This window comes from Salinicoccus cyprini (assembly GCF_007713705.1).
Lineage (GTDB): Bacteria > Bacillota > Bacilli > Staphylococcales > Salinicoccaceae > Salinicoccus > Salinicoccus cyprini.
On record NZ_VMSJ01000004.1, the window covers coordinates 24,582 to 43,260 of the forward strand.

Sequence of the window (18,679 nt, forward strand, 5' to 3'; positions counted from 1 at the left end):
TTTCGTTACACTATTCACTATTTTAAAGATGTATAAACATGTTTGCAAAGCAATTATCAAAATAGCAGGGCTGCTTCCTGAACAAGCCTGAAAAAGTCCATGATGAAGTTGCTGAGTGCACTTCCCAGAAGTACAGCAGCCAGTATGATGAACATCCTGATACGGCCTGTTTCGCCTTTTCTGAACCACGCATCTACATTCAGGGCACCAAGCACCCAGAATGAAAAAATGACACATAGCATATGCAGGAAGATATGCATGAAAGCAAGTTGGGAATACAACATATTACTATTCACCTTTTAAAAAACCCGGGCAGTAGCCCGGGTCGATTTATTATTTATGTTTTGCTACATCCAATCGGTTGACCGCACGTTGCAATGCAAGATCAGCACGATATCTATCAACTTTTTCGTCACGCGCCTGCTGGAGCAGTGCTTCAGCACGTTCTCTTGCCGCTGTGGCACGATCGGTGTCGATATCTTCAGCAAACTCGCCAGCCTGTACAAGTACCGTCACCTTTTCAGGACGTATTTCGACAAAACCATCTGTTACTGCAAAGTACTCGAACTGTCCATCGATCTTTGTACGCAGACTGCCGATTTTAAGCGCAGCAACCGTCGGGACGTGGCCGGCCATGACGCCGAGCTCACCCTGTTTGGTCTGGAGTATTATGATTTCACAGTCCTCTTCAGAAAAAACAGAACCGTTTGGTGTAACTACATCCAGTGCAATTGTACTCATTTGCTAACCCTCCCGATTTTAGACTTCTACGCCCATCTCACGTGCTTTATCAAGCACAGCAGAAATGCCGCCTACAAGACGGAATGCATCTTCAGGGATATGATCGTACTTGCCATCAAGTATTTCCTTGAAGTCGTTGACAGTCTGCTCGACAGGTACATAAGAACCTTTCTGACCAGTGAACTGTTCAGCAACGTGGAAATTCTGGGACAGGAAGAACTGGATTCTACGTGCACGGGAAACTGTTCTCTTGTCCTCTTCAGACAGTTCGTCCATACCAAGAATCGCGATGATATCCTGGAGCTCACGGTACTTCTGAAGTGTCGCCTGAACGCCACGTGCGACTTCGTAATGCTCTTCTCCAACTACTGCTGGTGTCAGCGCACGGGAAGTGGAAGCAAGCGGATCCACCGCAGGATAGATACCCATTTCGGAGAGTTTACGCTCAAGGTTCGTCGTTGCATCCAAGTGGGCGAATGTCTGCGCCGGCGCCGGGTCAGTATAGTCATCGGCTGGTACGAATACTGCCTGGATGGATGTTACTGAACCGACGTTTGTTGATGTGATACGCTCCTGGAGCTGACCCATTTCCGTAGCCAACGTAGGCTGGTAGCCTACCGCTGATGGCATACGTCCGAGCAGGGCGGATACTTCAGAACCTGCCTGAGTGAAGCGGAAGATGTTGTCGATGAAGAGCAGGACATCCTGTCCTTCTTCATCACGGAAGTATTCCGCCATTGTCAGACCGGACAATGCAACACGCATACGTGCACCTGGCGGCTCGTTCATCTGACCGAATACCATGGCAGTTTTCGCGATAACGCCGGAATCACTCATTTCGTGGTAGAGGTCGTTCCCTTCACGTGTACGCTCTCCAACACCGGCAAATACCGAAATACCACCGTGTTCCTGAGCGATGTTGTTGATCAGTTCCTGGATCAGAACCGTCTTGCCTACTCCGGCACCGCCGAAGAGACCGATCTTACCACCTTTGATGTAAGGCGCGAGCAGATCTACTACTTTGATACCTGTTTCAAGAATTTCAACGTTTGTGGACAGATCTTCGAATTTAGGAGCCTGACGGTGAATCGGGTCTCTTCTTTCGGAAGCAGGAATTGCCTCTCCAAGATCGATATGCTCTCCAAGTACGTTGAATACCCGGCCAAGTGTAATCTGGCCAACAGGGACCGAAATCGGGCTTTCTGTATTAGTAACTTCAGTACCACGCTGCAAACCATCTGTAGAACTCATCGCAATTGTTCTTACGACGTTGTCTCCAAGATGAAGCGCGACTTCCAAAGCCAAAGTATCTTCTTCATTATCTTTATCAGTGTTGACGTAGAGTGCGTTGTTCAGTTCAGGCAGCTGGCCCTCTTCGAAACGCACGTCAACTACAGGTCCCATGACTTGAACTACTTGACCTAAAGCCATTCGTTTTCCTCCTAGTCATTCTTTATTCAAGTGCAGATGCACCACCAACGATTTCCGTAATCTCCTGGGTAATCGCCGCTTGTCTTGCACGGTTGTATTGTAATGTCAAATCGTCTACCAGTTCTTTTGCATTATCAGTCGCAGCTTTCATCGCAGTCATACGCGCCGCATGTTCACTTGCTTTGGCATCCAGCAACGCCCCGTAGACCAGGCTTTCTGCATATTGAGGAAGAATCGTTTCAAGGATCGATTCCTTGTCGGGTTCAAACTCGTATGTGGAAAGATTTGATGCCTGTTCCTGGCTGACGGTGTCCTCTTCACTAAGAGGAAGAAGCTTTTTCGTCGCCACTTTCTGTTCCAGAACCGATATGAACTGGTTATAAACGATGTACAGCTCATCTATATCTTCATTCGAGAACTGTGCGACCGACTGCTGAGCAATTTCTTTAACACTGCTGAAGTCCGGCTGGTCAGCCAGTCCAATGCGATGGTTTGTGATACTGTATCCACGGTTCTCCATGAATTCGTATCCCATTCTTCCGATGATGAACAGATCATAGGAATCGGGATTGTCATTATGACGCTCCCTGATTACACTGGTAATCTCTTTAAGGATGTTGGCATTATACGGACCGGCCAGTCCACTGTCCGATGTAATGATCACGTATCCGGTACGCTTTACAGGACGTTCCCTGAGCATCGGGTGTGAACTTGTGTTATCTCCAGTTGCAATGGCCTGGACAGCCTCCTGGATCTTATCCATGTAAGGCTGGAATCTTTTTGCGTTCTCCTCTGCCCTCTTGAGCTTGGAGTTCGAAACCATATGCATGGCGCTAGTGATCTGGCTCATTTTTTTGGTTGATCCGATACGACCTTTGATTTCTCTTAGTGCAGCCATGAATTCACCACCTTATTCTATATTCATCACCCTTATTTGGATGGGTTGAATAGTTTCTTGAAGCTGTTTATTGCACTTACATAAGCTTCGTCGTCCGGAAGCTGTTTTGTTTCACGAATACCGCTAAGCAGCTCAGGCTGATTTGAATCAAGCCAGTTGAGGAATTCTGCTTCGAAACGTGTAATATCTTCAACGGCAACATCATCAAGGTGGCCATTTACAAGCGCATAGAGGATCGCAACCTGCCGTTCTACTGCAAGCGGCTTGTTTTCACCCTGTTTGAGCACTTCAACAGTACGTTTACCGCGCTCAAGCTTGGCAGCTGTCGCTTCATCAAGGTCGGAACCGAACTGGGCAAATGCTTCCAGCTCACGGTATGCTGCAAGGTCCAGTCTCAGAGTACCGGCAACCTTCTTCATCGCCTTGATCTGTGCAGAACCACCAACACGGGAAACGGAGAGTCCGGCGTTGATCGCAGGTCTTACACCTGAGAAGAACAGGTCGGACTGCAGGAAGATCTGACCGTCAGTGATGGAGATGACGTTCGTTGGTACGAAAGCGGAGATATCACCAGCCTGTGTTTCGATGAAAGGCAGTGCAGTAATGGATCCGCCACCCAGCTCATCATTGAGCTTCGCTGCACGTTCAAGCAGACGGCTGTGAAGGTAGAATACGTCACCCGGGTAGGCTTCACGGCCTGGTGGGCGTTTGAGCAGGAGTGAAAGTTCACGGTATGCAGCAGCCTGTTTTGTCAGGTCATCGTATACGATGAGGACGTGCTTGCCATTGAACATGAATTCTTCTGCCATTGTTACACCGGCATATGGTGCGATGTAGAGCAGTGGTGCCGGCATTGAAGCACCTGCAGAAACGACGATTGTGTAGTCGAGTGCACCGTTTTTACGGAGTGTTTCAACTGTTGCACGAACTGTGGATTCCTTCTGGCCGATTGCCACGTATACACAGATCATGTCCTGATCCTTCTGGTTGAGGATTGTATCGATTGCAACAGTCGTCTTACCTGTCTGACGGTCACCGATGATCAGCTCACGCTGTCCACGACCGATTGGAACAAGTGCATCGATCGCCTTGATACCAGTCTGTAGTGGTTCATCTACCGACTTACGGGCCATAACGCCTGTTGCCGGGCTTTCGATTGGTCTAGTTTTTGTTGCACCCATCGGTCCTTTGCCGTCGATCGGCTGTCCCAGAGGATTGACGACACGGCCGACCAGTTCTTCGCCTACAGGTACTTCCATGATGCGTCCTGTACGTTTGACTTCGTCGCCTTCTTTAATGTCGTCGAATGGACCGAGAATTACGATACCAACATTGTTTTCTTCGAGGTTCTGGGCAAGTCCCAGAACGCCGCTTGGAAATTCGAGCAGTTCTCCAGCCATAGCATCATTCAAACCATGAGCAAGTGCGATACCGTCACCAACCTGTATGACTGTTCCCACATCGGATACTTTCATATCAGCTTCATAGTTCTCGATCTGGCTTTTCAGGAGAGCGCTTATTTCATCAGCTTTAATTGCCATCAAATGTCACTCCTTAATTAGCTATTAGTTCTTTCTCTGAACCGGTTTTTCAAATCGGACAGCTGGGCATTCACCGAGCCGTCATATACTTTGGTTCCGATGAATACACGGATACCACCGATAAGCGATTCATTCACCCTGTTCTCTATGAGCAGTTTTGAAAGTCCCGTCTTTTTGATAAAGACTTTACCGATACTTTCTATTTCCTCATCAGAGAGTGGATATACCGATTCGATCACTACATTTTCCTGGTTATAATGCGCATTGTAATTTTGTATGAAATGAGAATGAACTGCTTCAATCTCATTGAACCTGTTGCGGTCTGATAGGATGAGCAGCATATTCCGGAGCGGTTCGCTGGCATTGCCGAAAGCTTTCGCTACTGCCTGCCGGCGATCTTCCCGTGAAATTCTGGGATTGTTCATGAAAGTAATGAAACCAGGCGTTTTACGCACTGATTTGACCACTTCATCGAAATCCGCTCTGACTTTTTCGAGCTGTCCATTTTCGCTGACGATACTGAACAGAGCCTGGGAATATTTCTGAGCCGAGTTAGCCATTATTTACCCCCTGCTTCCTGTAGGTATCTTGCAACGAGATCTTTCTGATCCTGCTTGTTGATTTCTTTTGAAATCATCTTCTCAGCAATCAGAACAGAAATGTCAGCCACCTGATCATTGATATCGCGGATCGCTTTCTGCTTTTCTCTTTCGATATCAGCTTTGGCGTCTTCCATCATCTGGTTTGCACGTGTGTTTGCATCATGGATGATTGCTTCTTGCTCTTTCTTCGCCTGCTCTTTTGCATTGTCCATCATCTCGGAAATTTCAGCCTGCGTATTTCTCAGCACAGCTTCATTTTCTTCCTTGAGACTGACAGCTTCCATCCTGCGCTGTTCTGCATCATCTATTTCTGAATGGATCAGCTGTTCGCGCTCATCCATCACTTTTTTCAATGGCTTCCATACGAAATATGAAAGAACCAAGAGAAGGACGATGAAAGCAGCCAGCTGGATCAGACTGTTACCAATTGCTGCCGGCACCGTGTCCGTAGCTCCTAATATAAGAAATTCCACCTATGTACACTCCTTTCGCGAGAGTTTCATTCTATTTTCATAGTCGACATAATAAGAGGGCGAAATCTTGATAGAAGACTTCGCCAGATGTAACGTTTCTTAGAACATGAACATAAGCATGAATGAAATAACAATCGCGATGATCGGAACGGCCTCAACAACACCGATACCGATGAACATGATTGTCATGAGTGGGCCACGAGCCTCAGGCTGACGGGATACACCCTCAACTGTTTTGGAAACGATAAGACCGATACCGATACTTGCGCCGAGTGCTGCAAGTCCAGCAGCGATACCTACTGCGAGTAGATTCATCATAAGATATAGTTCCTCCTAAAATATTTTAAATGGTTGGTTATAATTTTATATTAATGGTCATCGCTCACCTTATGGGATAGATAGACCATTGATAACATAACGAATATGAATGCCTGAATGACACCAATATAAATTGAGAATCCTTGCCAGATCATCAGTGGGATGAATCCACCAACGAAACCGAGTGCGCCGGATGCCATTACCATAATCAGCAGCGAGAGTAGAATCTCACCTGCGTAGATGTTACCGTAAAGACGCAGACCAAGCGTAAGATTGTATGTGAATTCTTCGATGAACTTGAACGGTGCCATGAACCACACCGGCTGTACGTACGATTTAAGATATGCTTTCGTCCCACGCATTTTGATACCATAATAGTGGGTCAGCACGATCATCAAGCTGGCCAGTGTCAGAGTGACTGACGGATCGGCAGTTGGTGATTTCCACCAGAGTGTGTGATCTTCGTCTGGTGCTATGAAAGCAAAAGGCAGCCCAAGCATATTTGCAACAAATATGTATAGAATCAATGTGAGGGCCAGGAAGTGGAATCTTCCGCCTTGTTTCCAGGCCATGTTGCCTGAAATGATACCTTTAACGAAGTTCATCAGTACTTCCATGAGTACTTGACTTTTTCCTGTTGGTCTTACTGATAGATTTCTTGTCATGAAGAAAGCAACCAGAAATACAACAAGCGATGAAATAATAATCATCATAACCGTGGACAGGTTGAATGTTACTGGAAGACCAAAAACATCTACTGTCAATATCGGATTTCCGTGCTCCATTTTCTCACCTCTTTCACTTCGTCAATTCTTTAATCGCACGAAACAGAATCATGATATAGCTGAGCAGAAGCCCGAGCGCTATACCGAATATGCTGAAAACATCCGGGAATCTCACCCAGAAAAGACATGTAACAATCACAATCACAAGGCGCGCAATCGTGCCGGTCCGGATTCTTCCATCCTCTGTCTTGTAGGCCTTCTCAAGATTGTAGTACCAGTTCAACAGCAGCATAATGGACGCAAGGGTACCCAAGGCGAGTCCGGCTGCAAAAGATGAAAATGTAAACAGATAGATGAGTAGGCTGATGATCAGAGGGAAAAGCAAAAATCTAAGGAAATGATGGGAAAATCGTCTGAAAAATGGCACTTTAAACACTGTCTCCTAGTGTATTCTGCGGCTTTTTGTTGTAAACCGTTACATTACTCTTGTAATGATATATCTTTGTATTTTTTATGTCAATATTATGGATAAATTAATTTCAGCGTACATTTTTTATGACATATTATCGACATATTTCCTAGATATCGAAGCTTTCAGGCTTATCTTCTCTGATTCCATAGTAGTATTTTATGTTTTCACATATTCTGAGTGATGCTTTGCCATCACCATAAGGGTTGCTCGCTTCCGCCATCTTCTGATAGACACTGTCATCCGTCAGCAGTTCTTTCGTCAGGTTGTAGATGTTTTCCTTCTTTATACCGGCAAGCTTGAGTGTCCCTGCTTCTACGCCTTCCGGTCTTTCCGTTGTATCTCTGAGCACCAGCACAGGCTTTCTGAGAGAAGGTGCTTCCTCCTGGACGCCACCGGAATCGGTCATGATGATATGACTTTTTGCTGCGAAGTTATGGAAGTCGAACACGTCGAGCGGCTCGATGATCTCGATCCGATCATGATCGGACAGATACTTATTGGCAATCTCCCTCACTTTAGGGTTCTTATGGATCGGATATACTACAGTAACATCCTCGAACTCCTCCACAATTTCACGTACCGCACTGAAGATGTTCTCCATCGGCATGCCGATATTTTCCCTTCTATGGGCAGTAAGCAGAATCACCTTGTTGTCTTTGTGCCTGTCTATGATCTCACTTTCATATGCATCGTTCACTGTGGTCTTGAGCGCATCGATTGCCGTGTTGCCGGTGACAGAAATGCTGTCCGCCTTCTTGTTCTCCTGCAGCAGATTCTCTCTGGACGTCTCAGTCGGAGCAAAATGAAGGTCGGCAAGTACACCTGTCATCTGACGGTTCATCTCTTCAGGGAATGGAGAGTATTTATTATTCGTTCTCAGTCCCGCTTCGACATGGCCGATGTCAACTTCGTTATAGAATGCTGCCAGGCTGCCGGCAAACGTTGTCGTTGTATCTCCATGGACAAGAATCATGTCCGGTTCTGCTTCTTTGATAACAGACTCGAGGCCGGCGATTACTCTGCCCGTCACTTCAGACAGTGTCTGCCCCTTCTGCATGATATCCAGATCATAGTCCGGCGTGATGCCGAAAATTTCGAGTACCTGGTCGAGCATCTCACGGTGCTGTGCAGTGACCACGACTACCGGCTCAAGTTCCGGATCATTTTTCAGTGCGAGAACAAGCGGTGCCATTTTGATCGCCTCAGGTCGTGTGCCGAATATCGTCATGATTTTCTTCATAGATTCTTCTCCTTGTCAGTTCTATTTTGTACCGAAAAGTCTGTCTCCGGCATCGCCGAGACCTGGTACAATATAGCTTTTTTCATTGAGTTTCTCATCCAGTGCGGCGATATAGATGTCCACATCCGGGTGTGCTTCTTTCAGGACTTCAACGCCTTCAGGGGCAGCAATCAGACAGATGAACCGTACTTTGGTCGCGCCACGTTTCTTCACTGCAGTGATGGCCTCTACCGCTGATGCACCAGTGGCGAGCATCGGGTCGATGACGAACATGTCCCTCTCCTCGATATCTCCCGGGAACTTGGCATAGTATTCGATTGCTTCAAGTGTCTCAGGATCGCGATACAGGCCGATGTGTCCGACCCGTGCTGAAGGAATCAGTTTAAGTATGCCTTCCTGCATGCCAAGACCTGCTCTCAGAATAGGAACGATTCCAAGCTTTTTGCCACTCAGCCTCTTGGCTGTTGTGCGTGTGACCGGTGTATCCACCTCTACATCTTCCAGCGACAGATCCCGTGTGACTTCATAGGCCATGAGCATGCCTACTTCATCAACAAGCTCTCTGAATTCCTTGGTGCCCGTCTTCTCATCTCTGATGTAGCTCATCTTATGCTGGATCAGCGGGTGATCCATTACGTGTACTTTGGACATATTTATCCTCCAGTTCTCTCAATCATGCCGAAATAAGGCAAACCCTATTCCGGCATGGTCATTTTATTTATATAGTGGGAATTTGGACGTCAGTGCCGTCACTCTATCCTTCAGCGTTTCATACTTCGTGCCTTCTTTAATATCACTCAGTGTTTCAACAATCAGATCTGCAACTTCCTGCATCTCCTCTTCCTTGAACCCACGTGTTGTCATCGCCGGCGTGCCGAGGCGGATACCGCTTGTTACAAACGGAGATTCCTCGTCGAATGGAATGGTGTTCTTATTGCAGGTGATGCCGATTTCATCCAATGCTTCCTCTGCCTGCTTGCCTGTCAGACCGAAACTTTTCACGTCGACAAGAACGATGTGGTTTTCCGTGCCACCACTGACGATGCGGAGTCCACCTTCAGCAAGACGATCTGCAAGTACCTGTGCATTTTTCACGACCTGTTCCTGGTACACTTTGAAATCCGGGTTCAGCGCTTCGCCGAAAGCAACAGCTTTTGCTGCGATAACATGCATAAGAGGGCCGCCCTGAATGCCTGGGAAGATGTTCTTATCCACTTTCTTGGCATGCTCCTCCTTGGTCAGGATCAGACCGCCACGTGGGCCTCTCAGCGTCTTGTGCGTTGTGGAAGTTACGAAATCGGCATAAGGTACCGGATCTGGATGCAGCCCTGCAGCAACGAGTCCGGCGATGTGTGCCATATCCACCATCAGATACGCATCAACCGCATCAGCGATTTCACGGAACTTGCTGAAATCTATGGCCTTCGAGTACGCGCTTCCGCCTGCAACGATCATCTTCGGTTTATGCTCTTTGGCAATATCAAGGAGATCGTCATAATCGATCACTTCATCTTCTTTGCTTACTCCATACTCGACAAAGTTGAAAAGTTTACCACTGAAGTTGACTGAACTGCCGTGTGTCAGGTGTCCGCCATGATTGAGATTCATGCCGAGAACTGTATCTCCCGGCTCCAGAACAGAGAAATAGACAGCCATATTGGCCTGTGACCCGGAATGGGGCTGGACGTTCGCATGATCCGCACCAAAAAGCTGTTTCACTCTTTCACGTGCCAGATCTTCGGCAACGTCCACATTCTCACACCCACCATAATAGCGCTTATGCGGATAGCCTTCAGCGTATTTGTTGGTAAGTATTGAACCTTGAGCCTCAAGTACTGCTTGTGATACAAAGTTCTCTGATGCGATCAGTTCGATGTTGTTGTTCTGGCGATCCAGTTCTGCTTCGATAGTTTCAAAAAGTTTAGGGTCCTGTGATTCAATAAATGACATGTCTTCTCTCCTTGATTGCAAGTTTAGTATTGTGCGCGAGGGCCGCCGATAAGTTTAGGTCTGGAATATGCGATAGTGACATTGGCTGCATTGACTGTTCTCTGCTCCACTCTGAAAGGGACTGCAACGTGCCGGATATGCATGCCGATCAGCGTCTGTCCGATGTCGATGCCGCGGTCGGCTGCAGCATGCTCCACCACTACCGGATCATCAAGGTGATTATAGGCATACTCGCTCAGGCTGCCTCCGGCTGTACGATGGGGCACGACGCTGACCGGCGGCAGGCCACCTGCATGTGCTGTCTTACGTTCCATGGTAACCGCACGGTTGATATGTTCGCAACCTTGGAACATGACATGCATCTGATGGCGCTCTGCGGCCTGATGGAAGGCATCGTATATCAGTTCCGCCACTTCCATCGAGCTCTGCCGACCGATGTGATGTCCCATCACTTCGGATGTGGAACAGCCGATGAGCAGCTTCTCTCCATTCCTGAAGAAATCTGCAGCTTCCAGCTGCTCAATCAACGTGTCGAGATCACTCTTCAATCTTGCAAACTCTTTGTTCATGCCTGCCCCCCTCATAATCGGTCTCAAGCCAGATATCTACAATATCCTGGGCCAGACCGGGGCCGATCACCCGCTCGCCCATTGCCAGCATGTTCGAGTTGTTATGGGCTCTTGTTGCTCTTGCTGAAAAAGTGTCATGGACAAGCGCGCAGCGGATGCCCTTGACCTTGTTTGCGCTGATGCTCATTCCGATACCTGTCCCACAGACAAGAATACCGCGGTCGAATTCACCAGAAGCGACCTTCTCTGCTACAGGACGTGCATAGTCGGGATAGTCCACTGAATCAGCGGAATCGGGACCGAAATCGGTGATTTCCACACCTCTATCCTTGAGCGCCGCAACAACTGTACCTTTAAGATTGAATCCACCATGATCAGAAGCAATAATCACTTTCATAATCTTCACCTCATCTATATTATATATCAAAAGCTTACAGAGAAAAGCGGTCATAAGCAAATCAGAACTTGAATTTGTCGATAAAACCTTTCAATTCGATGAAAGTGCGTTCGTAGTCCTCCATGCCACCGCCGTATGGGTCGAGAATATCCGCTTCATATCCTTCTGCAAATTCACTGATCATCCGGACATCCGCAGTTGGAAACCTTCCCATGACAGCCCGTCTGTGGGCATCGGTCATCACGAGCAGCAGCGCTTCCTTTGCATCGTCTTCTGTCAGCGGTGCGGGATCTGAAGGCATAACAAGATTTTCGCGCTCCACGATATTCTGTGAAATATGGTTGATTCCGCCCGGCTGGACCATCAGTCCGCGGGATTCGAAAACAACATTTTCCGTGCTGAACTTCGTTCTGGCATAGCTTTCGGCCAGAGGGCTCCTGCATGTATTTCCTGTACAGACGAATATGATCTTCATTCCGATTCTTCCTTGATGATTTCATTGCCTGTCGCCTTATGAATCCGGTTCATCAGCGCTTCGGTCTCTTCTTTTTTAGGAAAACCATGGATATAGATCTTATCCACATCCGACTTGTCCATCTTCCTCAGTGCAGCATAAAGGTTGCGTCCAGCCTCGCGGTAGTCGTTCTCCCCCGAGCACAGGCTGATGAAATAGATGCCGTCCGGAATCAGGTTGCGTACGGATTCAGGCGCAATCACCCCCACTTTCTGGTCTTCCTCGAGTCGCAGGTGGGTGTTGTTCTTGAAGCCGCCCTCCACCACAACAAGCGGCTGATGCGGCGCATAATGCTTATACTTCATTCCTGGTGCAATCGGCCGTTCATCATCTCCATGATGCTTGCTGACCACTTCCTTCAGCACACTTTCCAGACCCCCTTTGGTAATGCTTCCTGGTCTGGCGATACGGTAAGGAAACTGTGTACAGTCGAGCACTGTACTTTCCAGCCCGTACGTCGCGGGATCGCTTGCCACCACGCCATATACTTTGCCGTTCAAGTCGTCGATGACATGGCTGAAATCGGTGGGGGAAGGCTTGCCGCTCAGATTGGCACTCGGTGCAGCAAGTGGAAAACCGACCTTCTCGAGTATTGCGTGGCCCACCGGATGACTCGGCATCCTGACTGCCACCGAATCCAGTTCCGCCACAGTATTACCGGCCAGTACACTGCCTTTCAGCGGCAGAATGAATGAAATCGGTCCCGGCCAGAAATGCTTCATCAATGTCTCTACCTTGGGATCCAGCGGTTCCGTAAAATCGGCCAGCTGATCCATGCTGTGAACATGTACAATGAGGGGATTATCCCCTGGGCGGTTCTTGGCGGAAAATATCTTCTGTATCGCTTCGGGATTTCTTGCGTCACCCGCAAGACCATATACCGTTTCCGTCGGAATGCCGATGACTTCACCATATTCCAGAGCCGTCTTTATTTCATCAAGTTTCGAAGCGGTCACCTCATCTTTAAGCTGATCCGTTCTGATGTCCCAAATTTTGGTCTTCATACTGGACCTCCCATCTGAAATGCAGTATTCTATCGTTTCCATTCATATCCTTCTCCACTTTCGGTTCAACTCCCGGCCAGCGCTGCCTGATATATGCACGAAGCACATCAGCCTGCTTCCAGCCGATTTCAAAATAGACCGTACCCCGCTCGTTCAGCACGCTATCCAGCTGGTCCACCATCTGTTTATAGAGGGCCAGACCGTCATCCTCAGCAAACAGGGCCAGTGCCGGCTCGTGCGCAATGACCGACCCACCCATGTCCCCGAGTTCATCCTTTCCAATATAGGGAGGATTGGAGACGACGCAGTCCACTTTGATATTTCTTTCAACCAGTGGTTCAAAAAGATGCCCTGAAAGAAAATCAGGATTCATCCCCAGCTTCTCTGCATTCGTTCCCGCCACTCGAAGCGCCGGTTCGGAAACATCGGTCAATATTACTGTATTGTTCTGCCAGGCGGCAGACAAAGTCAAGCCGATGGCGCCTGTACCACAGCCGATATCCACCACTGTTTTCCCCGTGTCCTGTTCCCTGGCCAGAACAATTTCCACAAGCTCCTCCGTTTCATTGCGCGGAATCAGCGTGTCCTCAGTAACAGTGAATTTCTCGCCGTAAAACCAGGCATGCCCGACAACGTACTGATAGGGTTCACCTTCTGATATACGCCTGATTGCCGCCTCATACCGTGCTCTATCCAGAGCAGGCACTTCTTTGTCGCCGTCCAATAGGAAGCGGGTCATATTCATTTCAAAAAGGTCTTCCAGCAGCAGGGTTGCCGGCTGGATTTCTCCCCCTGATACGCTTAAAGAGGCTTTCGCCTCTTTAACCATCTCTCTATAGCTATAGGGATGCATTGTTCAGTTCTTCCAGTTTGCTCGTCTGCTCCTCGATTGTCAGTGCCTCGATGACTTCATCGAGTTTTCCTTCAATGATCTGGTCAAGCTTCTGGATGGTCAGGCCGATACGGTGATCGGTCACACGATTCTGAGGATAGTTGTAGGTTCTGATCCTTTCGGAGCGGTCACCGGTGCCGACTGCGCTTTTACGCTTCTCGGCATATTCCGCTGTGGCTTCCTGCAGCATCATGTCATAGACACGTGCCTTCAGAACCTTCATTGCACGCTCACGGTTCTTGATCTGTGACTTTTCGTCCTGTGAAGTTACAACAACACCTGACGGCAGGTGGGTGATACGGACTGCAGAGTCGGTAGTATTGACGTGCTGTCCCCCTGCCCCACTTGAACGGTAGGTATCTATTTTGATATCTTCATTGCGGATATCAACCTCCACATCCTCCACTTCAGGCAGTACCGCCACTGTTGCAGTGGATGTGTGTATCCGGCCACCGGATTCCGTTTCTGGAACACGCTGGACACGGTGGGCGCCGTTTTCGAACTTCAATTTCGAGAATGCCCCTTCACCCTGGACCAGGAAACTGATTTCCTTATAGCCGCCATGGTCGTTGGCATTGGCTTCCACAACTTCTATCTTCCAGCCACTCTCTTCTGCATAGCGCGAGTACATTCTGAACAGGTTGCCGGCAAAGATCTGTGCTTCATCGCCACCCGCTGCTCCTCTGATCTCCACGATGACGTTCTTGTCGTCATTCGGATCTTTTGGAATCAGGAGGAATTTCAACTGGTCCTCAAGCGCCGGAATCGCCTTCTCGGACTCGGAGATCTCTTCTTTGATCATCTCAAGCATTTCCTTATCATCCGTTTCCTTCATCATTGCCCGGGACTCTTCGATCGTCTCCTTGTGCTGCTTGTATTCCCTGAAGACTTCCACTGTCTTCTGGAGATCGCTCTGCTCCTTGGAATATGTCCGCAGCTTGTCGGAATCGCTGACAACATCCGGGTCGCTCAGCAGTTCGTTCAGCTGTTCATAGCGATTTTCAATTATTTCAAGTTGATCAAACATATAATTTCACCTTTTCATCTCTTTAATCTCATCAATTATACCATATCTGGACATAAAAAAACTGTACTGGAGTAAGACTCCAGTACAGTTGATCTCTATTATTCGTTTGCGCTTTTGAAACCGAATTTTTTGTTGAACTTTTCAATACGGCCATCTGCAGAAGCGAATTTCTGACGTCCAGTGTAGAATGGGTGGCACTCAGAGCAGACCTCTACTCTGATGTCTTCATTGTTTACTGAACCTGTTTGGAATTCGTTGCCGCAAGAGCACACTACGTTTACCTTGTTGTATTCCGGGTGAATTGCTTGTTTCATTTATTTACATCTCCTTTGCCCTGAACCATCTGGCACAGAGTTTATTAGTGGGGTTTCCACTTCGATACTTATATATTATACATGATCTCCCTTAAAAAATCAAGGGGTGATGCTCGATCAGATTACCGGACGGCCTGTCGACTGTGAGGACAGCATCCGCTGCCTCAGCACGTCGAAAAATTCTTCATTCGTCTTTGTCTGCTTCAATATTTTAAGGAACCGTTCCGTAAAGTCAGGGGCATCCGTGAAAAGATTTCTCAGCTGCCATAGGACATCGAGTTCCCGCTTATCGAGCAGCAGCTCCTCTTTTCTTGTACTTGAACGCCTGATATCGATTGCCGGATAGATTCTACGCTCGCTCAAGTGGCGGTCGAGATGCAATTCCATGTTGCCTGTTCCCTTGAATTCCTCATAGATGACATCATCCATGCGACTACCGGTATCCACCAGCGCAGTCGAAAGGATTGTCAGACTTCCGCCCGCCTCTATGTTTCTGGCAGCACCGAAGAAATGCTTCGGTCTATGCAGACTTGCCGGATCGAGACCACCTGATAATGTACGGCCGCTTGGCGGGATGACCAGGTTGTATGCACGTGCCAGTCGCGTAATGGAATCCATCAGTATGATGACGTCCTCGCCCATCTCAACGAGACGCTTCGATCGTTCGAGAAGCAGTTCGGCAACTTTGACGTGATGTTCGGGCGGTTCATCGAAAGTCGAGTGGACCACTTCTGCATCCTCGACGGAACGTTCAAGGTCTGTCACCTCTTCCGGGCGTTCACCGATAAGCAGAATGAACAGTTTCGTATCAGGGTGGTTCTCGGTCATCGCATTTGCGATTTCCTTCAGGAGAGAAGTCTTTCCGGCTTTCGGCGGCGCGACAATCATGCCCCGCTGCCCGAAACCGATCGGCGTCACAAGATCCATGATCCGTGTGGACAGATCCGTCGGCCTGTTCTCAAGCTTGATACGTTCTTCAGGATACAGGGGTGTCAGTGCCTGGAAGTGCGGACGCTTTTTGACCTGTTCGGCATTCTGATCATTGATGAAATCCACCTGGAGCAGGCCGTAGTATTTTTCATTTTCTTTGGGACGGCGTACTTTTCCGGTAACCTTATCCCCTTTTTTCAGTTCGAATCTTCTGATCTGGGAAGCGGATATGTAGATGTCCTTTTCCCCTTTGGAAAAGTTGACCGTACGCAGAAATCCATACCCATCGGCTTGGATGTCATCCAGGACACCTTCCATATAGTAGTTGCCGTCCTTTTCCATCTGCGCCTCCATTATGGCCAGGACAAGTTCTTTTTTATTCAGACGGCTATAGTTGGAAAGACCGAGCTCTTTTGCCCGTACAGTCAGTTCCTTGGTGTTGTTCTTCTTATAGAGTGCATCAAAGGATTCATACTTCAGTTCCTTGGAATCTCTTTCAGCCATACTTTCACTTCGCTTTCATGTATTGAAGTCTTGATACAAGGGAGGTACAGGGGAAGGCAGTGGGGTGGGGCTTTGACCATTCCATATTCTACACCATTGCTTCATAAAAATAAAGTTGATCCAGAAAAGGAAATGACTGCAAGCAAAAAGCAAACTCGGACTGCATATGCAGTCCGAGTTCTACTGGATTCAGTCCTCTTCTGTCTCCTCACGCCATATGTCAGCGCCGAGATGCGCCAGTTTTTTGACGATATCCGTATAGCCCCGGTCGATATGATTGACGTTATGGATGGTCGTTACCCCTTCTGCCGTCAGACCGGATATCAATAGACAGGCACCTGCCCTGAGATCACTCGCATAGACATGTGTGCCTTTGAGCTGCGAAGGGAAGATGAGCGCCGATCCGCTATTCTGCTCGATCTTGGCATCCATCCTCACGAGTTCATCCACATGCCTGAAGCGCGCAGGATAGATTGTTTCGGTGATTTTGCTGACACCGTCCGCCTTGAAAAGGAGCGGGGTCAACGGCTGCTGCAGATCCGTCGCGAAACCTGGATAGACTTGCGTCTTCACAGAGATCGGACGGTAGATTTCAGGTTTTGTAATGGTCGCCCAGTCATCGCCGACCTCGATCTCCACACCCAGTTCCTCAAGTTTCGCAGTGAGTGATTCCATATGGGTCGGGATGATGTTGCGCACCGTGAAATTCTCACCGACCGCGGCGCCGGTGATCATATAGGTACCCGCTTCAATGCGGTCCGGAATGATATTGTGCCTTGTACCGTGAAGGTTTTTCACGCCATTGACTTTGATCGTATCCGTACCGGCACCTCGTATATCAGCGCCCATGTTGTTGAGCAGTGAAGCGACATCCACCACTTCAGGCTCCTTCGCCACATTTTCAAGAATGGTCCTGCCTTCCGCACAGCTCGCCGCAATCATCAGATTGATTGTCGCGCCTACCGATACGACATCAAAGAAGATTTTGGCGCCTTTCAGTTCATCTGCAATCAGATACATTGCACCATGTTCGTTCGTCACCTTTGCACCCAGTGCTTCAAAGCCTTTGATGTGCTGATCGATCGGCCGTGGGCCGAGTGGACATCCACCAGGCAGACCGATGACACATTTCTTGAAGCGTGCCAGCATTGCACCCATCATATAGTAGGAGGCACGCAATGACTGCACTTTAGTATTCGGCAACGGCATGTTCTCAGCACCTTCAGCATTGATCTTCAATGTCGTGCCGTCCAGTTCGGTTCCTATATTAAGGTCATTCAGAAGACTCATCAATGTTTTGACGTCTGAAATTTCCGGGAGCCCTTCCAGTATGACTTCGCCTTCAGAGGCCATCAGGGACGCAGGAATCAGGGCAACTGCACTGTTTTTGGCCCCGCTGATCTCAACTTCGCCGGTCAGTGCCCTGCCGCCTCTGACTTTGATTACTTCTTTACTCATAATTCTTCTCCTTATATGGCAGACCGCCTACTGGTCCTTTATACTGTTCCAGTCTTCCAGGAACTTTTCGATCCCCTTCTCAGTCAGAGGATGCTGTGTGAGCTTCTTCAGGACTTTGTATGGAATCGTAGCGATATGCGCACCTGCAGTGGCTGCACCATGCACATGCGCTTCATTTCTGATGGAAGCAGCAATGATTTCCGTATCGATATCATGAACAGTGAAAATGTGGTAAATATCATCGATCAGATCCATGCCGACAAGTCCGATATCATCGAGTCTGCCGATGAATGGAGAGACGTACGTCGCACCTGAACGCGCTGCTGTAAGCGCCTGTACTGTATTGAATATGAGTGTCACATTCGTCTTGATGCCTTCAGAAGACAGTACTCTGACAGCTTTCATTCCCTCTTCCGTCATCGGAATCTTGACGACGATATGCTCATGAAGCTTAGCCAGTTCGCGGCCTTCCTCGATCATGCCTTCTGCATCCAGGGAAATGACCTCACCACTTACAGGACCGCCGACCAGTTCACATATTTCAACGAGACGATCGTGGAAGGAAATGCCTTTCTCTTTCGCAACGAGCGAAGGGTTGGTTGTGACACCAGCAAGTACACCCCACTCATTGATTTCTCTTATTTCATCCATATTCGCTGTATCAATAAAATATTTCATG

The 18,679-nt window shown here is 48.3% G+C and carries 23 protein-coding genes; all 23 read right to left on the reverse strand.

The window, feature by feature from the left end:
* Positions 1–56 precede the first annotated feature (56 nt).
* Positions 57–284 carry a DUF1146 family protein gene (locus FO441_RS09295; protein WP_145289118.1) on the reverse strand — a complete coding sequence of 76 codons (228 nt, stop codon included), beginning with the start codon at positions 282–284 and terminating at the stop codon, positions 57–59.
* Between the two features lie 49 nt (positions 285–333).
* Positions 334–741, reverse strand: a complete 408-nt coding sequence (locus FO441_RS09300; RefSeq protein WP_145289120.1) for a F0F1 ATP synthase subunit epsilon — start codon at positions 739–741, stop codon at positions 334–336.
* Positions 742–759: 18 nt separating this feature from the next.
* Positions 760–2,172 (reverse strand): F0F1 ATP synthase subunit beta, encoded by a 1,413-nt coding sequence (gene atpD, locus FO441_RS09305; protein ID WP_145289123.1) that lies wholly within the window; start codon positions 2,170–2,172, stop codon positions 760–762.
* A 22-nt stretch (positions 2,173–2,194) separates the two neighbouring features.
* A complete protein-coding gene (atpG, locus tag FO441_RS09310) occupies positions 2,195–3,070 on the reverse strand; it encodes an ATP synthase F1 subunit gamma (protein ID WP_145289127.1) in 876 nt (291 codons plus the stop codon).
* A gap of 32 nt (positions 3,071–3,102) precedes the next feature.
* The gene (gene atpA, locus FO441_RS09315; protein WP_145289129.1) at positions 3,103–4,611 is read right to left on the reverse strand and encodes a F0F1 ATP synthase subunit alpha; all 1,509 of its coding nucleotides are present in this window, start codon (positions 4,609–4,611) and stop codon (positions 3,103–3,105) included.
* 17 nt (positions 4,612–4,628) lie between these two features.
* Positions 4,629–5,171: an ATP synthase F1 subunit delta gene (gene atpH / locus FO441_RS09320; protein ID WP_145289132.1), complete on the reverse strand. Its 543-nt coding sequence runs from the start codon at positions 5,169–5,171 to the stop codon at positions 4,629–4,631.
* Positions 5,171–5,686 (reverse strand): F0F1 ATP synthase subunit B, encoded by a 516-nt coding sequence (locus tag FO441_RS09325; protein WP_145289135.1) that lies wholly within the window; start codon positions 5,684–5,686, stop codon positions 5,171–5,173. Before FO441_RS09325 ends, atpH begins: the two co-directional genes overlap by 1 nt.
* A gap of 99 nt (positions 5,687–5,785) precedes the next feature.
* Positions 5,786–6,001, reverse strand: coding sequence for a F0F1 ATP synthase subunit C (gene atpE, locus FO441_RS09330; protein WP_031545243.1), 216 nt, complete (start codon positions 5,999–6,001; stop codon positions 5,786–5,788).
* Positions 6,002–6,054: 53 nt separating this feature from the next.
* Positions 6,055–6,789, reverse strand: coding sequence for a F0F1 ATP synthase subunit A (atpB, locus tag FO441_RS09335; protein ID WP_145289138.1), 735 nt, complete (start codon positions 6,787–6,789; stop codon positions 6,055–6,057).
* 13 nt (positions 6,790–6,802) lie between these two features.
* The gene (locus FO441_RS09340; RefSeq protein WP_145289141.1) at positions 6,803–7,156 is read right to left on the reverse strand and encodes a hypothetical protein; all 354 of its coding nucleotides are present in this window, start codon (positions 7,154–7,156) and stop codon (positions 6,803–6,805) included.
* A gap of 151 nt (positions 7,157–7,307) precedes the next feature.
* On the reverse strand, positions 7,308–8,441 hold the full coding sequence (wecB, locus tag FO441_RS09345) for a non-hydrolyzing UDP-N-acetylglucosamine 2-epimerase (protein WP_145289144.1): 1,134 nt from the start codon (positions 8,439–8,441) through the stop codon (positions 7,308–7,310).
* Between the two features lie 21 nt (positions 8,442–8,462).
* The gene (upp, locus tag FO441_RS09350) at positions 8,463–9,092 is read right to left on the reverse strand and encodes a uracil phosphoribosyltransferase (protein WP_145289147.1); all 630 of its coding nucleotides are present in this window, start codon (positions 9,090–9,092) and stop codon (positions 8,463–8,465) included.
* A 63-nt stretch (positions 9,093–9,155) separates the two neighbouring features.
* The gene (locus FO441_RS09355) at positions 9,156–10,391 is read right to left on the reverse strand and encodes a serine hydroxymethyltransferase (RefSeq protein ID WP_145289149.1); all 1,236 of its coding nucleotides are present in this window, start codon (positions 10,389–10,391) and stop codon (positions 9,156–9,158) included.
* A 23-nt stretch (positions 10,392–10,414) separates the two neighbouring features.
* Entirely contained in the window at positions 10,415–10,960 is a 546-nt protein-coding gene (locus tag FO441_RS09360; RefSeq protein WP_145289152.1) for a TIGR01440 family protein, read from the reverse strand.
* The gene (gene rpiB, locus FO441_RS09365; protein WP_145289155.1) at positions 10,929–11,357 is read right to left on the reverse strand and encodes a ribose 5-phosphate isomerase B; all 429 of its coding nucleotides are present in this window, start codon (positions 11,355–11,357) and stop codon (positions 10,929–10,931) included. The genes FO441_RS09360 and rpiB overlap by 32 nt, the downstream gene beginning before the upstream one ends.
* Before the next feature lie 61 nt (positions 11,358–11,418).
* Positions 11,419–11,832, reverse strand: a complete 414-nt coding sequence (locus FO441_RS09370) for an arsenate reductase/protein-tyrosine-phosphatase family protein (protein ID WP_145289158.1) — start codon at positions 11,830–11,832, stop codon at positions 11,419–11,421.
* Entirely contained in the window at positions 11,829–12,875 is a 1,047-nt protein-coding gene (locus tag FO441_RS09375; protein ID WP_145289161.1) for an L-threonylcarbamoyladenylate synthase, read from the reverse strand. The genes FO441_RS09370 and FO441_RS09375 overlap by 4 nt, the downstream gene beginning before the upstream one ends.
* Positions 12,835–13,728, reverse strand: a complete 894-nt coding sequence (gene prmC, locus FO441_RS09380; protein ID WP_145289164.1) for a peptide chain release factor N(5)-glutamine methyltransferase — start codon at positions 13,726–13,728, stop codon at positions 12,835–12,837. Before prmC ends, FO441_RS09375 begins: the two co-directional genes overlap by 41 nt.
* Positions 13,715–14,794: a peptide chain release factor 1 gene (prfA, locus tag FO441_RS09385; protein WP_145289167.1), complete on the reverse strand. Its 1,080-nt coding sequence runs from the start codon at positions 14,792–14,794 to the stop codon at positions 13,715–13,717. The genes prmC and prfA overlap by 14 nt, the downstream gene beginning before the upstream one ends.
* A 98-nt stretch (positions 14,795–14,892) precedes the next feature.
* Positions 14,893–15,108, reverse strand: coding sequence for a 50S ribosomal protein L31 (rpmE, locus tag FO441_RS09390; protein WP_145289169.1), 216 nt, complete (start codon positions 15,106–15,108; stop codon positions 14,893–14,895).
* Between the two features lie 117 nt (positions 15,109–15,225).
* Positions 15,226–16,542: a transcription termination factor Rho gene (rho, locus tag FO441_RS09395; protein WP_145289174.1), complete on the reverse strand. Its 1,317-nt coding sequence runs from the start codon at positions 16,540–16,542 to the stop codon at positions 15,226–15,228.
* Between the two features lie 189 nt (positions 16,543–16,731).
* Positions 16,732–18,000, reverse strand: coding sequence for a UDP-N-acetylglucosamine 1-carboxyvinyltransferase (locus FO441_RS09400; RefSeq protein ID WP_145289177.1), 1,269 nt, complete (start codon positions 17,998–18,000; stop codon positions 16,732–16,734).
* 27 nt (positions 18,001–18,027) lie between these two features.
* Positions 18,028–18,678, reverse strand: coding sequence for a fructose-6-phosphate aldolase (gene fsa, locus FO441_RS09405; RefSeq protein ID WP_145289180.1), 651 nt, complete (start codon positions 18,676–18,678; stop codon positions 18,028–18,030).
* Between the last annotated feature and the right edge of the window lies 1 nt (position 18,679).

What these genes read in the sequence shown, in the direction of transcription:
- atpD (WP_145289123.1), bottom strand. Translation starts at nt 2,172, where the DNA reads ATGGCTTTAGGTCAAGTAGTTCAAGTCATGGGACCTGTAGTTGACGTG.
- FO441_RS09370 (WP_145289158.1), bottom strand. Translation starts at nt 11,832, where the DNA reads ATGAAGATCATATTCGTCTGTACAGGAAATACATGCAGGAGCCCTCTG.
- wecB (WP_145289144.1), bottom strand. Translation starts at nt 8,441, where the DNA reads ATGAAGAAAATCATGACGATATTCGGCACACGACCTGAGGCGATCAAA.
- atpE (WP_031545243.1), bottom strand. Translation starts at nt 6,001, where the DNA reads ATGAATCTACTCGCAGTAGGTATCGCTGCTGGACTTGCAGCACTCGGC.
- rpiB (WP_145289155.1), bottom strand. Translation starts at nt 11,357, where the DNA reads ATGAAAGTGATTATTGCTTCTGATCATGGTGGATTCAATCTTAAAGGT.
- atpG (WP_145289127.1), bottom strand. Translation starts at nt 3,070, where the DNA reads ATGGCTGCACTAAGAGAAATCAAAGGTCGTATCGGATCAACCAAAAAA.
- prmC (WP_145289164.1), bottom strand. Translation starts at nt 13,728, where the DNA reads ATGCATCCCTATAGCTATAGAGAGATGGTTAAAGAGGCGAAAGCCTCT.
- FO441_RS09300 (WP_145289120.1), bottom strand. Translation starts at nt 741, where the DNA reads ATGAGTACAATTGCACTGGATGTAGTTACACCAAACGGTTCTGTTTTT.
- rpmE (WP_145289169.1), bottom strand. Translation starts at nt 15,108, where the DNA reads ATGAAACAAGCAATTCACCCGGAATACAACAAGGTAAACGTAGTGTGC.
- upp (WP_145289147.1), bottom strand. Translation starts at nt 9,092, where the DNA reads ATGTCCAAAGTACACGTAATGGATCACCCGCTGATCCAGCATAAGATG.
- FO441_RS09400 (WP_145289177.1), bottom strand. Translation starts at nt 18,000, where the DNA reads ATGAGTAAAGAAGTAATCAAAGTCAGAGGCGGCAGGGCACTGACCGGC.
- atpA (WP_145289129.1), bottom strand. Translation starts at nt 4,611, where the DNA reads ATGGCAATTAAAGCTGATGAAATAAGCGCTCTCCTGAAAAGCCAGATC.
- FO441_RS09360 (WP_145289152.1), bottom strand. Translation starts at nt 10,960, where the DNA reads ATGAACAAAGAGTTTGCAAGATTGAAGAGTGATCTCGACACGTTGATT.
- atpB (WP_145289138.1), bottom strand. Translation starts at nt 6,789, where the DNA reads ATGGAGCACGGAAATCCGATATTGACAGTAGATGTTTTTGGTCTTCCA.
- fsa (WP_145289180.1), bottom strand. Translation starts at nt 18,678, where the DNA reads ATGAAATATTTTATTGATACAGCGAATATGGATGAAATAAGAGAAATC.
- FO441_RS09295 (WP_145289118.1), bottom strand. Translation starts at nt 284, where the DNA reads ATGTTGTATTCCCAACTTGCTTTCATGCATATCTTCCTGCATATGCTA.
- FO441_RS09355 (WP_145289149.1), bottom strand. Translation starts at nt 10,391, where the DNA reads ATGTCATTTATTGAATCACAGGACCCTAAACTTTTTGAAACTATCGAA.
- prfA (WP_145289167.1), bottom strand. Translation starts at nt 14,794, where the DNA reads ATGTTTGATCAACTTGAAATAATTGAAAATCGCTATGAACAGCTGAAC.
- FO441_RS09375 (WP_145289161.1), bottom strand. Translation starts at nt 12,875, where the DNA reads ATGAAGACCAAAATTTGGGACATCAGAACGGATCAGCTTAAAGATGAG.
- atpH (WP_145289132.1), bottom strand. Translation starts at nt 5,171, where the DNA reads ATGGCTAACTCGGCTCAGAAATATTCCCAGGCTCTGTTCAGTATCGTC.
- rho (WP_145289174.1), bottom strand. Translation starts at nt 16,542, where the DNA reads ATGGCTGAAAGAGATTCCAAGGAACTGAAGTATGAATCCTTTGATGCA.